Origin of the sequence: Streptomyces sp. V4I8, from assembly GCF_041261225.1 — a bacterium.
Lineage (GTDB): Bacteria > Actinomycetota > Actinomycetes > Streptomycetales > Streptomycetaceae > Streptomyces.
Window position 1 is genome coordinate 3,835,730 of sequence record NZ_JBGCCN010000001.1, and the last position, 20,396, is coordinate 3,856,125.

Below are 20,396 nucleotides of genomic sequence, written 5' to 3' on the forward strand. Positions count from 1 at the left end.
ATGAGCACTCCCCCGACGGTCTCCGCTCCGGTCGTACGGCCGCGTCCGACGCTGCCGCCCCCGCTGCGCCGGGCCGGCTCCGCCCTGTCCTCCCTGTCCTCCCTGTCCTCCCTGTCCTTCCTGTCCTTCCTGTCCGTCCTGCCGATCGTGGCGGTCGTCGTCCTGCTGGGGCTGCCGGTCTCGCCGGACAGCGCCGCCGCACCCGCCGACGCCGCGTCCGGGCTGGTCGTGCTGTGCGCGGTCGTCCAGACCGTGCGGGGGGCGCGGCGCCCCCTGCCCCGGACGGCGGCGGTCGTGTTCGAGCTGCCCGTGGTGGGCATCGCGGTCGCCGCGGCGGGGGCGCTGACCACCGGTGACGCGCTCGCCGGACTGGTCCGCTATCTGCAGGTGTTCGTGCTCGTCCCGGTCGCGGTGCTGCTGCTGGTGCGCGACCGGCGGGGCGCACGGCTGGTGCTGTGGTCCCTGGTCGGCCTCGCGCTGTGGCAGGGGGCCGTGGGCGTCCACCAGAACCTCACCGGGACCGGGGCCCTGTATCAGGGGGCCGACATCCGGGCGGTGGGCACCTTCGGGCCGTCCGACGTGCTGGGGATGGCGACCGTCGTGGCGTTCGGGGTGGTGGCCGCGACCGGTCTCGCCCTCGGGACGCGGGAGCGGCTCGAACGGGTCGTGGCGGCCGGATGCGCGGTGGCCCTGCTCGTGCCGCTCGCGCTGTCCTTCAGCCGGGGTGCCTGGATCGCCACGGTGGTCGCCTGCGGGGCCCAGCTGCTGCTGGCCGGCGTACGGCGGGCGGCGAAGGTGTTCGCGGCGGCGGCCGCGGTCTCGGTGGTGCTCGTGGGCGGACTCGGCGTGGGCGCGGCGGTGTTGGAGGAGCGGCTGACCAGCGTCACCCAGGTCGCCGACGCCCCGGACCAGTCGGTCGTCGACCGGTACACGATGTGGGCCGCGGCGGGCGACATGTGGCGCGGTCATCCCGTGACGGGTGTGGGGCTGAAGGCCTTTCCCGCACACCGGGACGGCCATGCCTCGCTCGCGCTGTCGTCGGGCAGCGACACGGCCGGAGCCGGCCAGGCCTTCCGGCGCCAGCCGCTGCTCTCCCCGCACAACCAGTACCTGCTGATCCTCAGCGAGCAGGGCCTGCTGGGCCTGCTCACGGTCGCGGGCGGATGGCTCGCCCTGCTGGTGTGCGCGCTGCGCCGGCTGCGGCGGAGCGGCCGGCTCGTGTGGGACTGCGCGCTCCCGGTGTGCGGGCTGCTGCTGTGGCAGCTCGTCAACTTCCTGTACTCCGACATCGGCGGGCCCTCCACCATCCTGACGGCGATCTGCTTCGGGCTGGCCGCCTGGTGGGCGCTGGCCCGCGACGGGGCGGCAGCGTCGACCACGAAACCGGGTGCGTGATGAGCCCCCGCCCGGCAACGACCGGGAAGGCTCCCGAGCACCCGCCGGGCCTGGCCGGCCTGCCGCGCAGCCGCGCGGGTGGGGGGCGATCCGCCGCCGGCAGTGGTCCCTCGCGGCGGTTCCTGGCCAGGGCGACCTTGCTCTCCGCCGCGCTGTCCCTGGCCGGGGCGGTGCTCGGGCTCGGGCGGGACCAGACGCTGGCGCGTCTCTTCGGCGCCGGGGTGGACAGCGACGCCTTTCTGGTGGCCTGGACCTTGCCCGAGCTGGCGTCGACGCTGCTGATCGAGGACGGGATGGCGTTCCTGCTCGTGCCCGCGTTCAGTGTGGCGCTGGCGCGGCGGGCGCGTGGACTCGGCGGCCCCGACCCCGTGCGCGCCCTGGTCGCCTCCTCGCTGCCGCGGCTGTGCCTCGTCCTCGCCGGTACGGCCGCCGTGCTCGCGGCCGCGGCACCGTGGCTGGTCTCCGTGCTCGCGCCCGGCCTGCCCGACCCGTCCCTGGCCGTGTCCTGCACCCGGCTGACCGCGACGTGCGTACTGAGCTTCGGGCTGGCCGGGTACTTCAGTGCGGCGCTGCGGGCCCACCGGAACTACCTCGCGCCGGGGGCGATCTACATCGCCTACAACGTCGCGATCATCGCGACGATGCTCGTGCTCGCCGCAAGCTGGGGCGTACGGGCCGCGGCTCTCGGCGTCGCGCTCGGCGGGTGCGTCATGGCCGCCGTACAGGCACCGTCCCTGTGGCGGCGGATCGCCGGGGGCCCGGACCCCGGTCGCTTCGCGACAGCCGCCCCTGACGACGCGGACGGTGGCCCGCACCTCGCGGCGGGCCTCACGCCGGCCCTCGTCTGCGCGGTCCTGCTCTTCACCCTGTGCCGGCAGTCGCAGGTCCTCATCGAGCGCTACTTCGCCTCCGGGCTGCCCGCCGGTGCCATCTCGCACCTCAACTACGCCCAGAAGGTCGCCCAGTTGCCGATGTCGCTGTCGCTGATGGTGTGCGTCGTCACCTTCCCGGTGGTGGCGCGGGCCATCGCCGAGGGCGACCTGGGGCGGGCCAGGGACCGGGTCGAGCGGGACCTGGCGCTGATGGGCTGCCTCGTCCTGCTCGGTGCCGCCGTGGTCGTGGCCTGTGCGCCGCAGATCGTCCAACTCCTGTTCCAGCGCGGCGCGTTCACCGCCCAGGACACCGCCGCGACCGCCGCCGTGATGCGGGTGTACGCGGTGGGACTGCTCGGGCACACCCTGGTGGGGGCGCTGGTGCGGTCGTACTTCTCCAGCGGCCGGACCACCTGGTTCCCGCTCGGCGCGATGGGCCTGGGCGCGCTCGCCACCGTCGTCATCAGTGCCTGGGCGGTGGATCCCTGGGGTGCGCGCGGCCTCGCCGCGGCCAACGCGGCCGGCATCACCCTCACGGCGCTGCTCCTGCTGCTCGGGCTGGGGCCGCGTACCGTGCCCGTGCGCGTGCGGTGGGTCGCCGCCCAGCTGTCCCGGCCGGTGCGCGCGGCCGGGTGCGCCACCGGAGCCGGGCTGCTCTGTGCGGGGCTGTTCGACTCCCCCGCGGCCGCCGCCGTCGCCGGCTGCGCCTGCGTGACCGCCGTCTTCCTGCTGCTGGCCTGGCTCCTCGACGCGGCCGGCGCCCGGTCCCTCCTGCTCCCCGTCACGCACTCCGTCCGTAGCTCCGTCCTCAGCCCTCTCATCAGCTCCCTCATCAGCTCCCTCATCCGAAGGCTTCGCCATGGTCGCTGACATCTCCGCCGCCCCACGCGCGGCCGAACCCGATCCCGAGCCGGCCGCGGAGGGGCGCCCGAGACGGGGCCCGGCCGCCTGGGTGGCCATGTACCACTCCGTCTCGGACTGCCGGGACGACCCATACAACGTCACCGTCACGCCCGCGCGCCTGGACCGGCACCTCGCCTGGCTGGCCGCGCGCGGACTGCGCGGGGTGAGCGTGCGGGAGCTGCTCGCGGCGCGCGCCCGGGGCACGGAGCGCGGGCTGGTCGGGCTCACCTTCGACGACGGGTACACCGACTTCGTCACCACCGCGGTGCCCGTGCTGCACCGCTGGGGTTTCTCGGCGACCGTGTTCGTCCTGCCCGGGCGGCTCGGCGGCGAGAACTCCTGGGAGCCGACCGGCCCGCGCAAGCCGCTGTTCGACGTGGCGGACATCCGCCGCGCCGCGGCCGCCGGCATGGAGGTCGCCTCGCACGGTCTGACCCACGTCGATCTGACCAGGGCCACGGACGAGGTGCTGCACACCGAGGTCAACGAGAGCCGGCACCGGCTCGCCGCCCTCACCGGAGGCGACGTCGAGGGCTTCTGCTACCCGTACGGCTATCTCGACGAGCGGGCCGTCACCGCCGTGCGCCGGGCCGGTTACGCCTACGCCTGCTCGATCGGCCCCGGCCCGGCCGGCTCCGGCGACTTCGCGCTGCCCCGCATCCACCTCGGGAAGGCGGACGGCTCGCTGCGGCTGGAGCTGAAGCGCCGCCTGGCCCGGTACTACGGCCGTGCCCTGGAGGCCGTGTGAGGGCCCTGCACATCATCACCGGGCTCGGCGTCGGCGGCGCGGAACAGCAGCTGCGGCTGCTGCTGCGGCACCTCCCCGCGCAGTGCGACGTGGTGACGCTGACCAACCCCGGCACCGTCGCCGCGGGCCTGGCCGCCGACGGCGTCCGCGTCGCCCACCTCGGGATGCGTGGCAACCGCGACCTCGACGCGCTGCCCCGCCTCGCCCGGCTGATCCGCGCCGGCCGCTACGACCTGGTGCACACCCATCTGTACCGGGCCTGCCTCTACGGCCGGATCGCGGCGCGGCTCGCGGGAGTCGGGGCCGTCGTCGCCACCGAGCACTCGATCGGCGACAGCCGGCTGGAGGGCCGGCCGCTGAGCGCGGGCGTCCGCGGGCTGTACCTGGCCGGCGAGCGCCTCGGCCGGGCCACGGTCGCCGTCTCGCCGACGGTGGCGCAGCGGCTGCGGCACTGGGGCGTGCCCGGGCCGCGCATCCGGGTCATCCCGAACGGCATCGACGCGCCCCGGTTCCGCTTCGACGAGGTGTGCCGCAAGGAGGCCCGGGCGTTCCACGGGCTGCCGGCGGACGCCTACGTCGTCGGCGGGGTGGGGCGCCTCACCCCGGGCAAGCGCTTCGACGTGCTCGTACGGGCGCTGCCCCAACTGCCCGGCGACGTCCGGCTGCTGCTGGTGGGCGCCGGCCCCGAGGAGGCGGCGCTGCGGCGCACCGCCCACCGGCTGGGGGTCGCGGACCGGGTGGTGCTGACGGGCGAGCGCCCGTATCTGCCCGTCCCCGGCGACGACGACGCGCCCGGCCTGGCCGCCCTGCTCTCCGCGATGGACGTCCTCGCCTCGCCCTCGCCGGAGGAGTCGTTCGGCCTGGCCGTGGTGGAGGCGCTCGCGGCCGGGCTCCCCGTGCTGTACGCGAGCTGCCCCGCCGTCGACGACCTGCCGCCGGACGCGGTCCCCGGAGCCCGGCGGGTCAGGGGCGGCGCCGAGTCGTACGCGCGGGACCTGCTGCGGCTGCGCGCGACGGGACCGGGCGGGCGGACGGTCCCGGACGCCGTACAGCGCTACGACATCGCACGCACCGCCCGGCAGCTGATGGATCTGTACACGGCCGCTCTGTCCGGCACGAACCTGGAAGCGAGTTCCTCATGACAGACAACCCCACCGAGGGTCCCCGGGTGGCCGACCGTACGCGCGCACGCGCGACACGGCTGTCCTCATGGTGGTGGCTGCCGGCCGCCGCACTGGTCGGGGCCGTGGCCGGTGGCGCCTACGGCCAGCTCAGGCCGCCGCAGTACACGGCGACCAGCTCCGTCGTCGCCGTACCGAACGGCGGAACCGAGGCCGACTGCACCGACGCGCTCGGCTTCGCGCAGGCGTACGGCCGGGTGGCCACGCAGCTCGCGGTGCTCGGGGACGCGCAGGTGTGGGCGGGCGTACCGGTCTCGACCCTGCGCGAGAGCGTGGAGGTGGCGACGTCGCCGGACGCGCCGATGGTCGCGGTCTCGGCGACCTCGTCGAAGCCCGCCCAGGCCGTCGACATCGCCAACGCCGTGTCCCGCGCGCTGATCACGGAGGCGGAGCACACCAGGGAACGCACCGGCATCCGGCTGGAGCGTCTCTCCCGTGCCCTGAAGCCCACCGAGCCGTCGTCCGCGTCCACGGGGCTGACCTCGCTCGTCGGCGCGAGCGCGGGCGGTCTGCTGGGCGGCCTCGCGCTGCTGGCCCGGCCGCGGCGGGCCGGGGGTGACGACGAGGACGAGCAGAGCCGGGCCTCGGTACCCGGTCCGGCCGGCGCCGCCGACGCCCGCGGGACGCTGGGGTGAGCGCGTACGGGCGCGCGCTGTCGGTGGAGGTGTGCACCGACGAGCGCGCCTTCGCGAAGCTCTCCGGACAGTGGGCACGCCTCCATGCCGCGTGCCCGTCCGCGACGGCGTTCCAGAGCCACGCCTGGCTGCACTCGTGGTGGCAGTCGTACGGCAGGCCCGGCAGGCTGCGGCTCGTCCTGGTGCGCCGGGGCGGTGAACTGGTGGCGGTGGCACCGCTGATGCGGGTGCACCGCCCGCTGCCGGCGCTGGTGCCGATCGGCGGTGCCATCACCGACATCTGCGATGTGCTCATCGACGAGGAGGTGGCCGCGCCGGCTGCCGGGGCGCTGGCGGATGCCCTGGCCGACCTGGCGCGCACCGCCCTGGTCGACTTCGGTGAGGTGCGGCCGGGCGGCGCGATGGAGCGGGTCTATCTGTGCTGGCGCGGCCCGCGGCACCGGCTGCCCGACTCCGTGTGCCTGGAGCTGCCCGCCCTGCCCATGGACGAGTTGGTCGCGCGGCTGTCCTCGCGGCACGCCCAGCGGGTCCGCAACAAGGTGAACCGGCTCGCTCGGCTCGGCATCGAGTGGCGCCTGGTGGACGCCGACGAGACCGAGGCCGCGCTGCGCCGGCTCCTGGCCCTGCACCGGCTGCAGTGGCAGGGCAGGGGGATGTCGTCGGAGCACGCGCGTCCGCGGTTCCTGGAACACCTGGTCCGGTCGGCGGCGCCCATGACCCGCTCCGGGCAGGCGGCGGTGATGGAGTTCCTGCTCGACGGGGTCGTGGTGGCGGTCAATCTGAATCTGCTGTCAGGAGGGGCGGGGAGGTCAGGAGGGCTGGCGGGGACGTACCTGTACGGCTTTCATCCGCAGTTGCGGGAGCGGAAGGTGGACGTGGCGGCGATGCTGCTGCACGCGTCCGCCGAGCACCTCGCGTCCCGAGCCGGGCACCGGGTGCTGAGCCTGCTGCGCGGGGACGAGCCGTACAAGTACCGCTGGCACCCCGAGAGGGTCGTCAACCAGCGCCTGCTGCTGGCCCGGCGCCGCACCGCCCCGCTGCTGGCTGCCGCCGTCGCGGAGGCGGGGGCGCGAGGGCGGGTCAAGCGGGTTCTGCGCCGCGACCCCGCTTCCGGCTCCGGCTCCGGCTCCGGCTCCGGTTCCGGTTCCGGTTCCGGTTCCGAGGATCAGCGGTAGCCGTACAGCGCCTCGATCTCCGCCGCGTACGCCGCCGTCACCACGTGCCGTTTCACCTTCAGGGACGGGGTGAGCATGCCGTTGTCCTCGTTGAACTCGCCCTCGACCACGGCGAAGGCTCGGATCGACTCGGCGCGGGAGACGGCCTCGTTGGTGTAGTCGACGGCTTTCTGGACGTCGGCGAGGAGCTGGGGGTCCTTGGTCAGTTCGGAGAGCGGGGTGTCGGCGGGGAGTTTGTGTACGGCCAGCCAGTGGGTCATCGCGTCCGGGTCGAGGGTGATCAGGGCGGCGACGAAGGGACGGTTGTCGCCCACGACGAGGCACTGGCCTATCGGCGCGCGGCTGCGCAGGCGGTCCTCCAGGACGGCCGGGGAGACGTTCTTGCCGCCGGAGGTGACCAGGATGTCCTTCTTGCGGCCGGTGATGGTGAGGTAGCCGTCCTCGTCGAGGGAGCCGAGGTCGCCGGTGGCGAACCAGTCGTTCTGGAGTACGGCGTCGGTGGCTGTCGGGTTGTTCCAGTACGCGCCGAAGACTATGCCGCCCTTGATGAGGACCTCGCCGTCGTCGGCGATGCGGACGGTGGTGCCGGGGACGGGTTGGCCGACCGTGCCGGGGCGGGGCTTCAGGGGCGGGACGATGGTGGCGGCGGCCGTCGTCTCGGTCAGGCCGTAGCCCTCGTAGACCATGATTCCGGCGGCGTAGAAGAACAGGTTGAGGTTGCGGTCGAGGGGGGAGCCGCCGCTGATGGCGTAGCGCAGGCGGCCGCCGAGTTCCTTGCGGACTCGGCGGTAGACCAGGAGGTCGTACAGGGCCCAGGCGGCGTAGAGGGTGGGGGTGGGGCCCTTGGCGTTACCGGTGCCGGTGCGGGTGCCGGTGCCTGTTTCGAGGAACTTGTTCAGGTAGGCCTCGGCGAAGCGGACGGCGATGCGGTCCGCTCGGTCGAATGAGGCGGCGCGGCCCAGCTTCTCGGCCGTGGCCCTTCCGGTGTCGTGGATCTTCTCGAAGAGGTACGGGACGCCGACGAGGAAGGTGGGGCGGAACTCCTTGAGGGCGGGGCGGAGTTCGTCGGGCTTGATGCTGGGGCAGTGGCCGATCTCTATGCGGGCCATCAGGCAGGCGATCTGGAGGGTGCGGCCGAGGATGTGGGCGAGGGGGAGGAAGAGGAGGGTCGAGGCGGTCTGGTGGGTGACCTCCTTGAAGATGGGGTGCAGGAGTTCGACCGTGTTGGCCGCTTCGGCGTGCAGGTTGGCGTGGGTGAGGACGCAGCCCTTCGGTTTGCCTGTGGTGCCGGAGGTGTAGCAGATGGTCGCGATGGTGTCGGGGGTCAGTGTCGTGCGGCGCTTGGTGACCTCCTCGTCGGGGACGTCGCGGCCGAGGGTGGTGAGGTCGGCGATCGCTCCTGCCGTCAACTCCCAGATACGGGGGGTGTGGTCGTGTGCTGCCGTGCCCGTCAGCACCGTGGCGGTGTTCTCGGCGGTCTCGGTCACGATGTGGTGGGCGCCGGAGTCGCGGACGATCCAGTCGACCTGGTCGGCGGAGGAGGTGGCGTAGATGGGGACGGTCTGGCCGCCGGCGGCCCAGATGGCGAAGTCGAGGACCGTCCACTCGTAGCGGGTGCGGGACATCACGGCGACTCGGGCGCCCGGTTCCAGGCCGGCCGCGATCAAGCCCTTGGCGACTGCGGCGACTTGGTCGGCGAAGGCCGCGGAGGTCACGGGTTGCCAGGTGCCGGCCTGTTCGCGGCGGAGGGCTACCGTGTCGGGGGCTTCGGCCGCGTTGGTGAAGGGCAGGTCGGCGATGCTGCCGGTGGTGACGGGCGGCGCGAGGGGTGGCGTACGGGCCTCTCGGACCACGCCCTCGGCGTCCTTGACGACCTCGACCTTGGTCCGGTTCAGCAGGTCGGTGCGCTGCTTCGCCCGCTTCAGGTCCTTGCGTACGCCCATGGTGGCTCCCGGGTGCCAGTCGTACTTACTGGGGAGTCAACTTACTCGCGCGTAAGGGAAGGTCAATGGGTTCGGTGGTTTCGGGTGGGGTGCCTGCGGGTGCCTCCGGCGGTTGGGTGGTGGTGGGGGGGTGCCTGCGGCGGCCTGTTGCGGTGGGTGGGGGCTGGTCGCGCCCACGCGGCGGTAGCCGCACATTCGACACAGCCCCGCGCCCTGAGATGCCTGCGGCGGCCTGTTGCTTTCGGTGGGGGTTCGCGTAGCGCGTGCGGGTGGTCGGTGGGTCGGGGCCGCGTCGGGGGGTGTCCGTCCTCGGTCCGGTGGCTGGCGTACTGCCGGGAGGTGCTGTTTCTTGACACCGGACTCTGCGGGCGGACACCCCCCGACGCGTCCCCTTGCCGCCGTGGGCGGCTGCGGGTGCGTGGGGCCATCGCCCCAGCTCCCCGGCCGAGAGGGGACTCCGTCGCCGGGTCGGGATCTTTCAGCCCGTCTGGCGTCTGGGGACAAGCACAGCCATCCCTAACCCCGCCCGCCCGCAGGGGCTTCGCCTCGCGGGCGGGGCGGCCACTTTTCGGTGCCGGTCCCGGCATCTTTCAGCCCGTCCGGCGTTTGAGGACGAGGCCGTTCAGGCCGATGGGGGTGCAGGGGGCGGAGCCCCCTGGCGGGGGTGAAGGGGCGGGGCCCCTGGGGATGGGATGGGTGGGGGCGGCGGGGGCGAGGGAGGCGCGGCCGGGGGGCGTTGGGTTTAGTGCAGGAGGCGGGTCGCTCGGTCGATGGTGTCGGCGAGTTGGGCTACGTCCTTGTCCTCTGTCTGCCTTGCCAGGTCTTCGGCGTGGTCATTCAGGTCGTGGAGGGACGGGGCCGCGGGCAGGGAGCTCCAGCGGGTGTCGCCCTCGCGGAGGGCGTCGGCGAAGTAGGCGGCGGTGGCGGTCACCTGGAACCTGGCGGAGGTGTCGTCCAGGGAGTCGTGCAGGGAGGTGGTTTCCAGTTGGCCCGACTTCTCGTGCGGGGCGCGGGTCTTGGGGTCGAGCCAGCGGACGCTCGCCGTGGCGAGGTGGCCTTCGGTGCCGGGCCTGGTGCGGACGGCGTAGAGGGCGGTGACGGTGTGGCCGGGGCCGATCTCGCCGCCGTCGACGCTGTCGTCGCGGAAGTCGTCGTCGGCGACCTGGCGGTTGTCGTAGCCGACGAGGCGGAACTCCTTGACCGTCTGGGGGTCGAAGGCGACCTGCGCCTTGGCGTCGCGGGCGGTGAGGTCGATGTTCTGAGGGAGTTGGCGGGTGAAGAGGGTGTGGGCGTCCCGCTTGTCGGAGACGTACGCCGTGTGGCCGTCGCCCTTGTCGGCCAGGCGTTCCATCAGGGCGTCGCCATAGTCGCTGCCGACGCCGACGCCGAAGAGGGTGATGCCGTGTTCGCGGCGCTCGGACGCGATGCGTTCGAGGATGGCGTCGGCGTCCGTGTCGCCGGTGTTGGCCAGGGCGTCGGAGATGAGGACGACTCGGTTGGTGGCGCCCTCGCGCAGGCCCTCGACCGCTGTTTCGTAGCCGGTCTCCATGCCTGCGCCGAGGTTGGTGGAGTCGGTGGGCTCCAGGCCGTCGATGGCGTCGTGGATCTCGTCCCGGTTGCCGTCGAGGCGGGTCATCGGCAGGACCGTCTCGGCCTCGTCGCTGAAGGTGACGAGGCCGACCGAGTCGTCGTCGCGGAGTTGGTCCGTCAGGTGTCCGAGGGAGTCCTGGGCGAGGTCCAGGCGGCCCGGTTCGGCCATGGAGCCGGAGATGTCGATGACGAAGGTGAGGGCGGCGGGCGGGCGTTCGCCGGGGTCGGAGGCGGGGCGGGTGGCCAGGCCCACGCGGACCAGGGACCAGTCCTCGCGATCGGTGCGGGCGCCGTCGACGGTGACCGTGAAGCCGTTGCCGTCGGGGCGGTCGTAGTCCTGGCGGAAGCTGTTGACGAACTCCTCGGGGCGGACCGTCGACGGGTCGGGCAGCCGGCCCTCGGCGAGGGTGCGGCGGGCGTAGCCGTAGGAGGCGGTGTCGACGTCCAGGGCGAAGGTGGAGAGGTAGTCGGGCTCGGGGGCGAGGTCGCGGGAGTTTTCTCCCTCGCCGTCGCGCTGTTCGCCCTGGCTGTACGCCGGAGCGGGGAAGCCCTTGCCGCCTCCCTTGCCGTCCTCCGCGTAGCCCCCGCTGTTGCCGCCCTCGCCCGCACTGCATCCCGTGAGCAGCAGGCCGACCGCGGTGGTGAGTGCCAGCAGTGTTGTGTGCAGCCGTCGTGTGCGATACCGCTCCATCGGCCGTGCCCCCTTGGTCCGTTGACGTCGACTTCTGTGACTGTGACGGGCCAGGGGGCCGGAACGTGCGCTACGGAGCGTTGCGGATGAGTCTCGAAGAGGGCACGGGGACCGCCCGTCGAGACCGGTGGGTGATCTTCCGGTGACCTACGACACCACGTCCTTGCGGGCGAAACCGCGGAAGGCCAGCGCGAACAGCACGACGGCGTACGTTATCGACAGGGACGTGCCCTGGATCATGTCGGACCAGTCGAGTTGGGGCCGTACGGCGTCGAGCCAGGCGTACTGCCAGTGCGCGGGCAGGAAGTCGCGCCAGTCGCCGAGGGCCGTCACCTCGTCGAGGACGTTGCCGATGATGGTCAGGCCGACCGCGCCGCCGACCGCGCCCAGCGGCGCGTCGGTCCGCGTGGACAGCCAGAACGCCAGGGCTGCGGTGACGAGTTGGGAGATGAAGATGTACGCCACCGTGATCAGCAGGCGCTGGGCGGCGGTTCCGGGGGCCAGTGAGTCGCCGGTGGGGAGCTGGAGCGGGCCCCAGCCGTAGGCCGCCGTGCCGACCGCGAGGGCGACCAGCGGGAGCAGGATCATCGCGGCCAGGCTGAGGGTGAGGCCGACGACCAGCTTGGACCACAGCAGGCGGGCCCGGGGCACGGGCGCGGCCAGCAGATAGCGCAGGGAGGACCAGCTGGCCTCCGAGGCGACCGTGTCCCCGCAGAAGAGGGCGACGGGGACCACGAGCAGGAAGCCCGCGGAGGCGAACAGGTTGACCGCGGCGAAGTTCGCCCCGGACAGCGTGGCCGTGTCCATCAGTCCGGCCTGGTTGTTGCCGGATCCCGGTCCGCCGCCCACCTGGAAGGCGATCAGCAGGACGAACGGCAGGGCGAACAGGATGCCGCCCATGACCAGGGTGCGGCGCCGCTTCAGCTGCCGGACCAGCTCGACCCGGATCGGCAGCGTGCGGCCCGCGCGGTAGCCGTCGGCGACCTCCGCGCGCTCGGTCGTCGTGCTGCTCATGCGGAGTCTCCGATCAGGGTGAGGAAGGCGTCTTCGAGGCGGCGGTGCGGGCCCACCGACTCGACGGGGACTTCCAGCCGGACGAGTTCGGCGACCAGCCGCCGTGCGCTGCCGTCCGCGTCGAGCCGTACGACCAGACCGCCGTCGGCGCGCACCGCCGAGGCCACGCCCGGCAGGGCGGCGACCTTCTCGACGACGGGCTCGTCCACGGGCTCCGTCGTGCCGACGAGGAGTGTGTCGCCCGAGCCGATGATCTCCCCGACCGGGCCCGCCTGGACGAGTTGGCCGTGGTCCATCACCACGAGGTGGGTGCAGGACTGCTCGACCTCGGACAGGAGGTGGCTGGAGACGATGACCGTGCGGCCCGCGGCCGCGTAGCGGATCATGACCTCGCGCATCTCACGGATCTGTGGCGGGTCGAGGCCGTTCGTCGGCTCGTCGAGTATCAGCAGGTCCGGCAGGCCGAGCATGGCCTGGGCGATGGCGAGGCGCTGCCGCATGCCCTGGGAGTAGGTGCGGACGGCTCGGGCGAGTGCGTCGCCGAGGCCCGCGATCTCCAGGGCCTCGTCCAGGTGGGCGTCCTGCGGCGGGCGGCCGGTGGCCTGCCAGTACAGTTCCAGGTTCTCGCGGCCGGACAGGTGCGGGAGGAAGCCCGCGCCCTCGACGAAGGCGCCGACGCGGGAGAGCACGGGGGCGCCGGGCGCGATCGCGTGGCCGAAGACGCGGATCTCGCCGTCGTCGGGCTTGATCAGGCCCATCAGCATGCGCAGGGTCGTCGTCTTGCCCGCGCCGTTCGGTCCGAGCAGGCCGAGCACCTGGCCCTTCTCCACCCGGAAGGACAGGTCCTTGACGGCGTAACGGTCGGCGGACTTGGCGTAGCGCTTGCTCAAGTCCGTGATCTGGAGCGGCACTTCGGCCAGTGCGGGGTCGGGGGCGGCGGGGGCGGTGGTGCGGCGCCGTCCGGTCGCCAGCAGGGCCAGCGCGATCACTCCGCCGGCCAGTGGGAGCCACCACACCCAGGCGGGCAGCGCCGCCGGCGAGTCGGTGTCACCGAGCGCGGCCGGGACCTTGAGGTCGCCCTTCAGGGAGACGGTGTACGTCGCCGGGGCCGCCGGGGAGGCGTAGCCGAGGTCCGTGGAGGCGAGGACCAGACGCAGGCGGTGGCCGTCATCGACCTCGTGGTCGATCGCGGGGAGGGTGATCCTGACGTCCTTGCCGGCCTTCGCGCCCTCGACCCTGATGGGCTCGACGAGCTGCGAGGGCAGCACCTGGCTGCTCTGACCGCCCGGGCCGACGTCGTACAGCTTGGCGAAGAGCACCGCGTCGTCGCTCGTGGACTTCACATGGACGGTGGCCGTCGGCGCCCCGGTGATCTGCAGGTCCTCCCGGACGGGCGCCGACTCGAAGGCGGCGAACTGGCCCGGGAAGTCGAGGGACACCCCGATGCCGAGGGAGGACAACTGGGACAGGCCGCCGGCGCTGCCGAGTCCGGGCAGGGCCGACACGGCGGGCGGGCTGGCGCCGGCCGGGTTCTGGAAGCTCTGCTCCCGTCCGGTGAGGGCGATCGAGCGACGCCCGCTCTCCAGGCCGGGGTACTTCTCGGCGCTGACCCCGTTCAGCCGGGGCTCGCCGTCGCCGCTGCCGGTGCCGAGGGTGCGGGTGACGCGGAACTCGGGGCCGGTGTCGGCACCCTTGTCGTCCTTGAGGTAGCGGTCGAACCAGGTCCGCACCCGCTCCTGGACCCGGGCGGTCTCCGTGTCGCCGCCGTCGTGGCCGCCCGCGATCCAGTCGACGTCCACGGGGGCGCCGTTGGCGCGGATCGCCTTAGCGGCGGCGTCGGCCTGGTCCAGCGGGAAGAGGGAGTCGGTCTGGCCCTGCATCAGCAGGGTGGGCACCTTGATGCGGTCACCGACGGCGGACGGCGAGCGCTCCTCCAGCATCCGCTCGGCCTGCGCGTCCGGGGTGCCGGACTCCGCGACCCGCTCGTACATCTCGCAGATCTGCTTCTCGAACTTGTCGCAGCCGCCGGCCGAGTTGACGAAGATGCCCGCCCAGAGCTTCTTGAAGACGCCGTTCGGGAACAGCGCGTCCGCGAGGTTCCAGTACGTGATCGCCGGGGCGATGGCGTCCACCCGGTCGTCGTATCCGGCGGCGAGCAGGGAGATCGCGCCGCCGTAGGAGCCGCCCGCCATGCCCGCGCGCGGGTCGCCGGCCTTGTCGAGCTCGACCTGGGGCTGCTTCGCCAGCCAGTCGAGCAGCCTGGAGACGTCGGCGACCTCGCCCTTCGGGTCGTTCAGACCGACCTTGCCGGTCGACTTCCCGAAGCTGCGGGCCGACCAGGTCAGGACGGCGTACCCGTCCCGGGCGAGGTCCTCGGCCTGCTGCCGTACGTCGTCCTTGCTGCCGCCGAAGCCGTGCGCGAGGAGGACGGCGGGGCGGCGGCCGCTTCCGGCGGTCGTGAAGTACGAGGTGTCGATACGCACCCCGTCGCCCATGTCCATGACGCGGTCGGTGTGCCGCACCGTGGGTGCGTCGTCGGAGGCGGCGGTCCATGTCCCGGCACCGGCGAGGACGACGACGGAGGCCGCGCCGGCAATCCACCGGCGCGGCCTCCGTACGCGCCCTCGCAGGCCGGGCAGTCGAAGATCCATGTTTCAACGGTACGGGGTGAAGCTGTCGGTCAGTTATCGACCGAGGGCTGAATCCCGGCCCCTTCCGTGGGGGTACGGCGGGGGGTTTGTCTACCGCGTTCGTGGTACGAAGGGTGGGAGGTCGGGCCGTCCTGTGATGTGCCGTCTGCCGGTTCGTCGTGGTTGCTCGCGCCCACGCGGCGGAGCCGCACATGGGTACAGCCCCGCGCCCCTAAAGGGGCGTCTGCTCATCCGTCGGTATCGAGACCAGCCAGCGTGTGTCTCGGCGCGGGCGCAGGTACAGCGCCCAGTACAGGGTGGCCACCGTCGTTATGCCGCCCGTCCACAGCAGGTACGTCATCTCCTGCTGACTCAGGATGTACACCAGCACCGCGATCAGCAGCACCGGCATCACCGGCCACAGCGGCATCCGCCATGCCGGTGTCTGCTTGTGCGGGTTGCGGCGGGCCGCCAGCGCGGCGACCGCGACGAGCAGGTACATCCCCGTCACCGAGACCCCCGTCACGCCGTACAGGGTGTCCAGGTTGACGAAGCACAGGGCCGCGCCCGGGACGCCGACCGCGAGGGTGGCGACCCACGGGGAGCCGAAGCGGCCGAGCCGGGCGAGGACGTGGTTGACCGGCTCGGGCCAGGCCTTGTCGCGGGCCGAGGCGAACAGGACGCGCGAGTTCTGGATGACCATGACGATGCCCGCGTTGATGATCGCGAGGGCCACGCAGAGGCTGACGAAGGTGCCGACCGCGGAGTTGGACCAGGCGGTGACCATGGAGCCGATGTCGCCGCCGGTCAGCTCCCCGAGGTCGGCCGCGCCCAGGGTGATGGCGGCGACCGGGACCAGGATGATCACCGCGGAGATGCCGAGGGTGGCCAGGACCGTGCGGGCGACGTTGCGGCGCGGGTTCTCCATCTCCTCGGAGAGGTAGACGGCGGTCGAGAAGCCCTGGGTGACGAAGAGGGCGATGGCGAGCCCGGAGACGACCAGCAGGGCCGTCACGGTGTCGGTACGGCCGTCCGCGCCGGCCACCTCCATGGAGACCAGGCTCGCGGGGCCGCGCTCGGCGTGGGCGAAGCCCAGCACCGCCACGACGGCCGCCGCGATGACCTCCAGGACCAGGAAGACGCCGGTGATCCAGGCGTTGGCGCGCAGGTCGAGCAGTCCGGCGAGGGTGGCGAGCAGCATGACGCCGGCACCGGCCAGGGACGGGTCGAGGTGGACGATCGGGGCGAGGTAGTCGGCCGTGCCCATCGCGATCACCGGCGGGACGATCATGACGACCAGCAGGGAGAGCACGAAGACCAGCCAGCCCGCCAGCCGTCCGGCCAGCGTGGACACCATCGCGTACTCGCCGCCCGCGCTGGGGATGAGGGTGCCCAGCTCCGCGTAGCAGAACGCCACGGCGATACAGAGCAGGGAGCCGATGGCAATCGTCAGGGCGGTGGCGGTGCCCAGCGAGCCGAACAGGTCGGGGACGACCACGAAGAGGGTGGACGCCGGGGTCACGCAGGAGAGCGTGAGCAGCGTGCCGCCGACCACGCCGATCGAGCGCTTGAGCTTCCGGGGGCTGTCCTGGGGGCCGTCCGACGCCTCGACGACGGCGCCCTCGACAGGGGTGAGGGTGTCGGTCACGAGGGGGATGCAACATTGACGGAAACCGTCACGTCAATGGCTCATTACCTACGGAATTCGTTGCCGAAGGGCGCCTTGACGCGTGTTAGCGTTGCGTCCAAGCCGTGTACAGCACGACTTTCGAGCATGCGGGAACCGCAGCACGGGCCCGCAAAAAAATGGGGCCGTCCGCGATCCGGACGGCCCCAGACGCTCGGGTCGGTGCGTCAGTGGTTGCGCGGGAACCCGAGGTCGACGCCGGACGGAGCGTCCGCCGGGTCGGGCCAGCGGGTGGTGACGACCTTGCCGCGCGTGTAGAAGTGCGTGCCGTCGTTGCCGTAGATGTGGTGGTCGCCGAAGAGCGAGTCCTTCCAGCCGCCGAAGCTGTGGTAGCCGACGGGGACCGGGATCGGGACGTTCACGCCGACCATGCCGGCCTCGATCTCCAGCTGGAAGCGGCGGGCGGCGCCGCCGTCCCGGGTGAAGATCGCGGTGCCGTTGCCGAACGGCGAGGCGTTGATCAGCGCCACGCCGTCCTCGTACGTCTCGGCGCGCAGCACGCACAGGACGGGGCCGAAGATCTCGTCCTGGTACGCCTTCGCGCTGGTCGGCACCTTGTCGAGCAGCGAGATGCCGATCCAGTGGCCGTCCTCGAAGCCGTCGACCGTGTAGCCGGTGCCGTCGAGGACCACCTCGGCGCCCTCAGCCGCGGCGCCGGTGACGTAGGAGGCCACCTTGTCGCGGTGGGCGGCGGTGATGAGCGGGCCCATCTCGGAGGTCGGGTCGTTGCCGGGGCCGATCTTGATCTTCTCGGCGCGCTCGCGGATCTTCTCCACCAGCTCGTCGCCGATCGCGCCGACCGCGACGACCGCGGAGATGGCCATGCAGCGCTCGCCCGCGGAGCCGTAGGCGGCCGACACGGCGGCGTCGGCGGCCGCGTCCAGGTCTGCGTCCGGGAGGACCAGCATGTGGTTCTTGGCGCCGCCGAGCGCCTGGACGCGCTTGTGGTTGGCGGAGGCGGTGGTGTGGATGTAGCGGGCGATCGGGGTCGAGCCGACGAACGACACCGCCTTGACGTCCGGGTGCTCCAGGAGGCGGTCGACGGCCACCTTGTCGCCGTGGACGACGTTGAAGACACCGTCCGGCAGACCGGCCTCGGCCAGCAGCTCGGCGATCTTGATGGCCGCCGACGGGTCCTTCTCGCTCGGCTTCAGCACGAAGGTGTTGCCGCACGCGATGGCGATGGGGAACATCCACATCGGGACCATCGCCGGGAAGTTGAACGGAGTGATGCCCGCGACCACGCCGAGGGGCTGACGGATCGAGGAGACATCCACGCGGCTGGCGACCTGCGTCGACAGCTCGCCCTTCAGCTGCACGCTGATGCCGCACGCCAGGTCGACGATCTCCAGACCGCGCGCGACCTCGCCGAGGGCGTCGGAGTGCACCTTGCCGTGCTCGGCGGTGATCAGCTCGGCGATCGCGTCCCGGTTGGCGTCCAGCAGCGCGCGGAACTTGAACAGGATCGAGGTGCGCTGGGCCAGCGACGACTGGCCCCAGGTCACGTAGGCCTCCTTGGCGGCCGCGACCGCCGCGTCCACCTCGTCGACCGAGGCGAACGCGACCTTCGTGGTGACCGCGCCGGTAGCCGGGTCGGTGACCGGCCCGAACGTGCCCGACGCGCCTTCGGCGGTCTTGCCGCCGATCCAGTGGTTGACGATCTTCGTCATGACCGGTTACTCCTTCGCAGATGGCGGCGTCGGGTCGAGACGTGCCGTTCGTACAGCTCACGTGCCTTGACCGTCGACGGTCGGGTCGCGGTCTCGGCCACAGGAACATCCCACCAGGCATGCGCGGGCGGCGCGCCCGACACAGTGTCTGCCGTTTCGGTCTCGACGTAGACACAAGTGGGAGTGTGGGCCGCGCGGGCCTCGGCGAGCGCCTCGCGCAGGTCCCGTACGGTCTTCGCGCGCAGCACGCGCATGCCCAGGCTGGCGGCGTTGGCGGCCAGGTCGACGGGGAGCGGGGCGCCGGTGAAGGTGCCGTCCTCCGCACGGAAGCGGTACGCCGTGCCGAAGCGCTCGGCGCCCGTCTCCTCCGACAGGCCGCCGATGGACGCGTACCCGTGGTTCTGCACCAGCAACACCTTGATCGCGATCCCTTCCTGCACCGCCGTCACGATCTCCGTCGGCATCATCAGATAGGTGCCGTCGCCGACCAGCGCCCACACGGGCCGGTCCGGTACGGCCATCTTCACGCCGATCGCGGCCGGGATCTCGTAGCCCATGCAGGAGTAGCCGTACTCCAGGTGGTACTGGTCGCGCGAGCGCGCCCGCCACAGCTTGTGCAGATCGCCGGGGAGGGAGCCGGCCGCGTTGATGATCACGTCCGACTCGTCGACGATCGCGTCCAGCGCGCCCAGCACCTGCGGCTGCGTCGGCCGTACGTCGGGCTCGTCGGCCTCGTAGCAGGCGTCGACGCGGTGCTCCCAGCGGTCCTTGTCCTCGGTGTACTCGGTGACGTACGAGGCGGCGGCCCGGTAGGCGTGCATGTCCAGGGCCGCGGTCAGCTCCATCAGGCCGCTGCGGGCGTCCGCGATCAACGGCGTTCCGGCGAGTTTGTGGCCGTCGAAGGGCGCGATGTTGAGGTTGAGGAAGCGGACGCCGTCGACGGCGAAGAGGGTGCCGGAGGCGGTCGTGAAGTCGGTGTAGCGGGTGCCGACGCCGATCACCAGGTCGGCGGTGCGGGCGAGTTCGTCGGCGGTGGCGGTGCCGGTGTGGCCCACTCCCCCGACGTCCTGGGGGTGGTCGTGGCGCAGGGAGCCCTTGCCGGCCTGCGTGGCGGCGACCGGTATGCGGGTGACCTCCGCGAACTCGGCGAGCGCTTCCTCGGCTCGGCTGTGGTGGACGCCGCCGCCCGCGATGACCAGGGGCCTGCGGGCGGACCTGATCGCCCGTACGGCCTCGGCGAGTTCGGTCGGGTCCGCGCCCGGCCGTCGTACCACCCAGGTGCGCTCGGCGAAGAGGTCGTCGGGCCAGTCGTACGCCTCGGCCTGCACGTCCTGCGGGAGCGCCAGCGTCACCGCGCCGGTCTCGACGGGGTCGGTCAGCACCCGCATGGCGTTCAGGGCGGAGGGGATCAGGGCTTCGGGGCGGGTGATCCGGTCGAAGTACCTCGACACCGGGCGCAGGCAGTCGTTGACGCTGATGTCGCCCGCGTAGGGGACTTCGAGCTGCTGGAGGACGGGGTCGGCGGGGCGGGTGGCGAAGATGTCGCCGGGGAGGAGCAGGACCGGGAGGTGGTTGACGGTCGCGAGGGCGGCGCCCGTGACGAGGTTGGTCGCGCCGGGGCCGATGGAGGTCGTGACGGCGTGGGTGGAGAGGCGGTTGGACTGGCGGGCGTAGCCGACCGCCGCGTGCACCATCGCCTGTTCGTTGCGGCCCTGGTGGTACGGCATGACCTCGCCGTACTCGACGAGTGCCTGGCCGATCCCGGCGACATTGCCGTGGCCGAAGATGCCCCAGGTGGCGCCGATCAGGCGGTGCCGTACGCCGTCACGCTCGGTGTACTGGGCGGACAGGAAGCGGACGAGCGCCTGTGCGACCGTGAGCCTCGTCGTTGAGGTCATCGGTTACCTCCGTGTGGTCCGGATGGAAGCAGATCCGCCACTCCCGTACGGCTCAGCCGGCCCGTTCGACTCGACGGCCCGGATCAGGGACCTCCGGCGCGGGGCCGTAGCGGGCGGGGAGTCTTCGCTCGCACTTCGCTCCTGCCAAAGCAAAGCGGCCATCCGCGCCGGAGGCGTTCTGTGCGTCGGCCCTCCGCTGGGGGTGCCGACGGGGAATTACGGGGCGTTCGTGTACGGGTCGTTCATGTACGGGGCGTTCGTGTGCGGGGCGTTCAGGGCCGGCCACTTTCGCGCCGTCGAGCCGCGGGTCGGCACAGGCTCGTGGCCCTGCGCGGCGGGACGTACGGCTCGTGGTCATGGGGCC

The 20,396-nt window shown here is 72.5% G+C and carries 13 protein-coding genes and 1 pseudogene; 6 read left to right on the plus strand and 8 right to left on the minus strand.

Annotated elements, in window-relative coordinates:
* The 6 genes from ABIE67_RS17415 to ABIE67_RS17440 are packed head-to-tail and all read left to right on the plus strand — an operon-like array spanning window position 1 to window position 6,909.
* Window positions 1-1,395, plus strand: a complete 1,395-nt coding sequence (locus ABIE67_RS17415; RefSeq protein ID WP_370258222.1) for an O-antigen ligase family protein — start codon at window positions 1-3, stop codon at window positions 1,393-1,395.
* On the plus strand, window positions 1,395-3,137 hold the full coding sequence (gene murJ, locus ABIE67_RS17420; protein ID WP_370258224.1) for a murein biosynthesis integral membrane protein MurJ: 1,743 nt from the start codon (window positions 1,395-1,397) through the stop codon (window positions 3,135-3,137). The genes ABIE67_RS17415 and murJ overlap by 1 nt, the downstream gene beginning before the upstream one ends.
* On the plus strand, window positions 3,127-3,918 hold the full coding sequence (locus ABIE67_RS17425; protein ID WP_370258227.1) for a polysaccharide deacetylase family protein: 792 nt from the start codon (window positions 3,127-3,129) through the stop codon (window positions 3,916-3,918). The genes murJ and ABIE67_RS17425 overlap by 11 nt, the downstream gene beginning before the upstream one ends.
* Entirely contained in the window at window positions 3,915-5,060 is a 1,146-nt protein-coding gene (locus ABIE67_RS17430; protein ID WP_370258229.1) for a glycosyltransferase, read from the plus strand. The genes ABIE67_RS17425 and ABIE67_RS17430 overlap by 4 nt, the downstream gene beginning before the upstream one ends.
* Complete coding sequence (locus ABIE67_RS17435) at window positions 5,057-5,734, plus strand: lipopolysaccharide biosynthesis protein (protein WP_370258230.1); 678 nt, start codon at window positions 5,057-5,059, stop codon at window positions 5,732-5,734. Before ABIE67_RS17430 ends, ABIE67_RS17435 begins: the two co-directional genes overlap by 4 nt.
* Window positions 5,731-6,909, plus strand: a complete 1,179-nt coding sequence (locus tag ABIE67_RS17440) for a GNAT family N-acetyltransferase (RefSeq protein WP_370258231.1) — start codon at window positions 5,731-5,733, stop codon at window positions 6,907-6,909. The genes ABIE67_RS17435 and ABIE67_RS17440 overlap by 4 nt, the downstream gene beginning before the upstream one ends.
* On the opposite strand, the gene ABIE67_RS17445 is transcribed toward ABIE67_RS17440, so the two are convergent.
* The 8 genes and pseudogenes from ABIE67_RS17445 to ABIE67_RS17480 all read right to left on the minus strand — a co-directional run.
* Window positions 6,900-8,852, minus strand: a complete 1,953-nt coding sequence (locus tag ABIE67_RS17445) for a long-chain fatty acid--CoA ligase (RefSeq protein WP_370258233.1) — start codon at window positions 8,850-8,852, stop codon at window positions 6,900-6,902. The two genes, ABIE67_RS17440 and ABIE67_RS17445, sit on opposite strands and share 10 nt — an antisense overlap.
* Window positions 8,853-9,594: 742 nt before the next feature.
* Window positions 9,595-11,133 carry a von Willebrand factor type A domain-containing protein gene (locus ABIE67_RS17450; RefSeq protein ID WP_370258235.1) on the minus strand — a complete coding sequence of 513 codons (1,539 nt, stop codon included), beginning with the start codon at window positions 11,131-11,133 and terminating at the stop codon, window positions 9,595-9,597.
* 147 nt (window positions 11,134-11,280) lie between these two features.
* Entirely contained in the window at window positions 11,281-12,147 is an 867-nt protein-coding gene (locus ABIE67_RS17455) for an ABC transporter permease (RefSeq protein ID WP_370258237.1), read from the minus strand.
* Window positions 12,144-14,798 (minus strand): alpha/beta fold hydrolase, encoded by a 2,655-nt coding sequence (locus tag ABIE67_RS17460; RefSeq protein ID WP_370258239.1) that lies wholly within the window; start codon window positions 14,796-14,798, stop codon window positions 12,144-12,146. Before ABIE67_RS17460 ends, ABIE67_RS17455 begins: the two co-directional genes overlap by 4 nt.
* A 211-nt stretch (window positions 14,799-15,009) precedes the next feature.
* A complete protein-coding gene (locus ABIE67_RS17465; RefSeq protein ID WP_370258241.1) occupies window positions 15,010-16,425 on the minus strand; it encodes an APC family permease in 1,416 nt (471 codons plus the stop codon).
* A gap of 206 nt (window positions 16,426-16,631) precedes the next feature.
* The gene (mmsA, locus tag ABIE67_RS17470; RefSeq protein WP_370258243.1) at window positions 16,632-18,134 is read right to left on the minus strand and encodes a CoA-acylating methylmalonate-semialdehyde dehydrogenase; all 1,503 of its coding nucleotides are present in this window, start codon (window positions 18,132-18,134) and stop codon (window positions 16,632-16,634) included.
* Window positions 18,131-20,032: a 3D-(3,5/4)-trihydroxycyclohexane-1,2-dione acylhydrolase (decyclizing) gene (gene iolD, locus ABIE67_RS17475; protein WP_370258245.1), complete on the minus strand. Its 1,902-nt coding sequence runs from the start codon at window positions 20,030-20,032 to the stop codon at window positions 18,131-18,133. Before iolD ends, mmsA begins: the two co-directional genes overlap by 4 nt.
* Before the next feature lie 85 nt (window positions 20,033-20,117).
* Window positions 20,118-20,318, minus strand: a pseudogene (locus ABIE67_RS17480) (hypothetical protein); the annotation flags it as partial.
* Window positions 20,319-20,396: the final 78 nt, after the last annotated feature.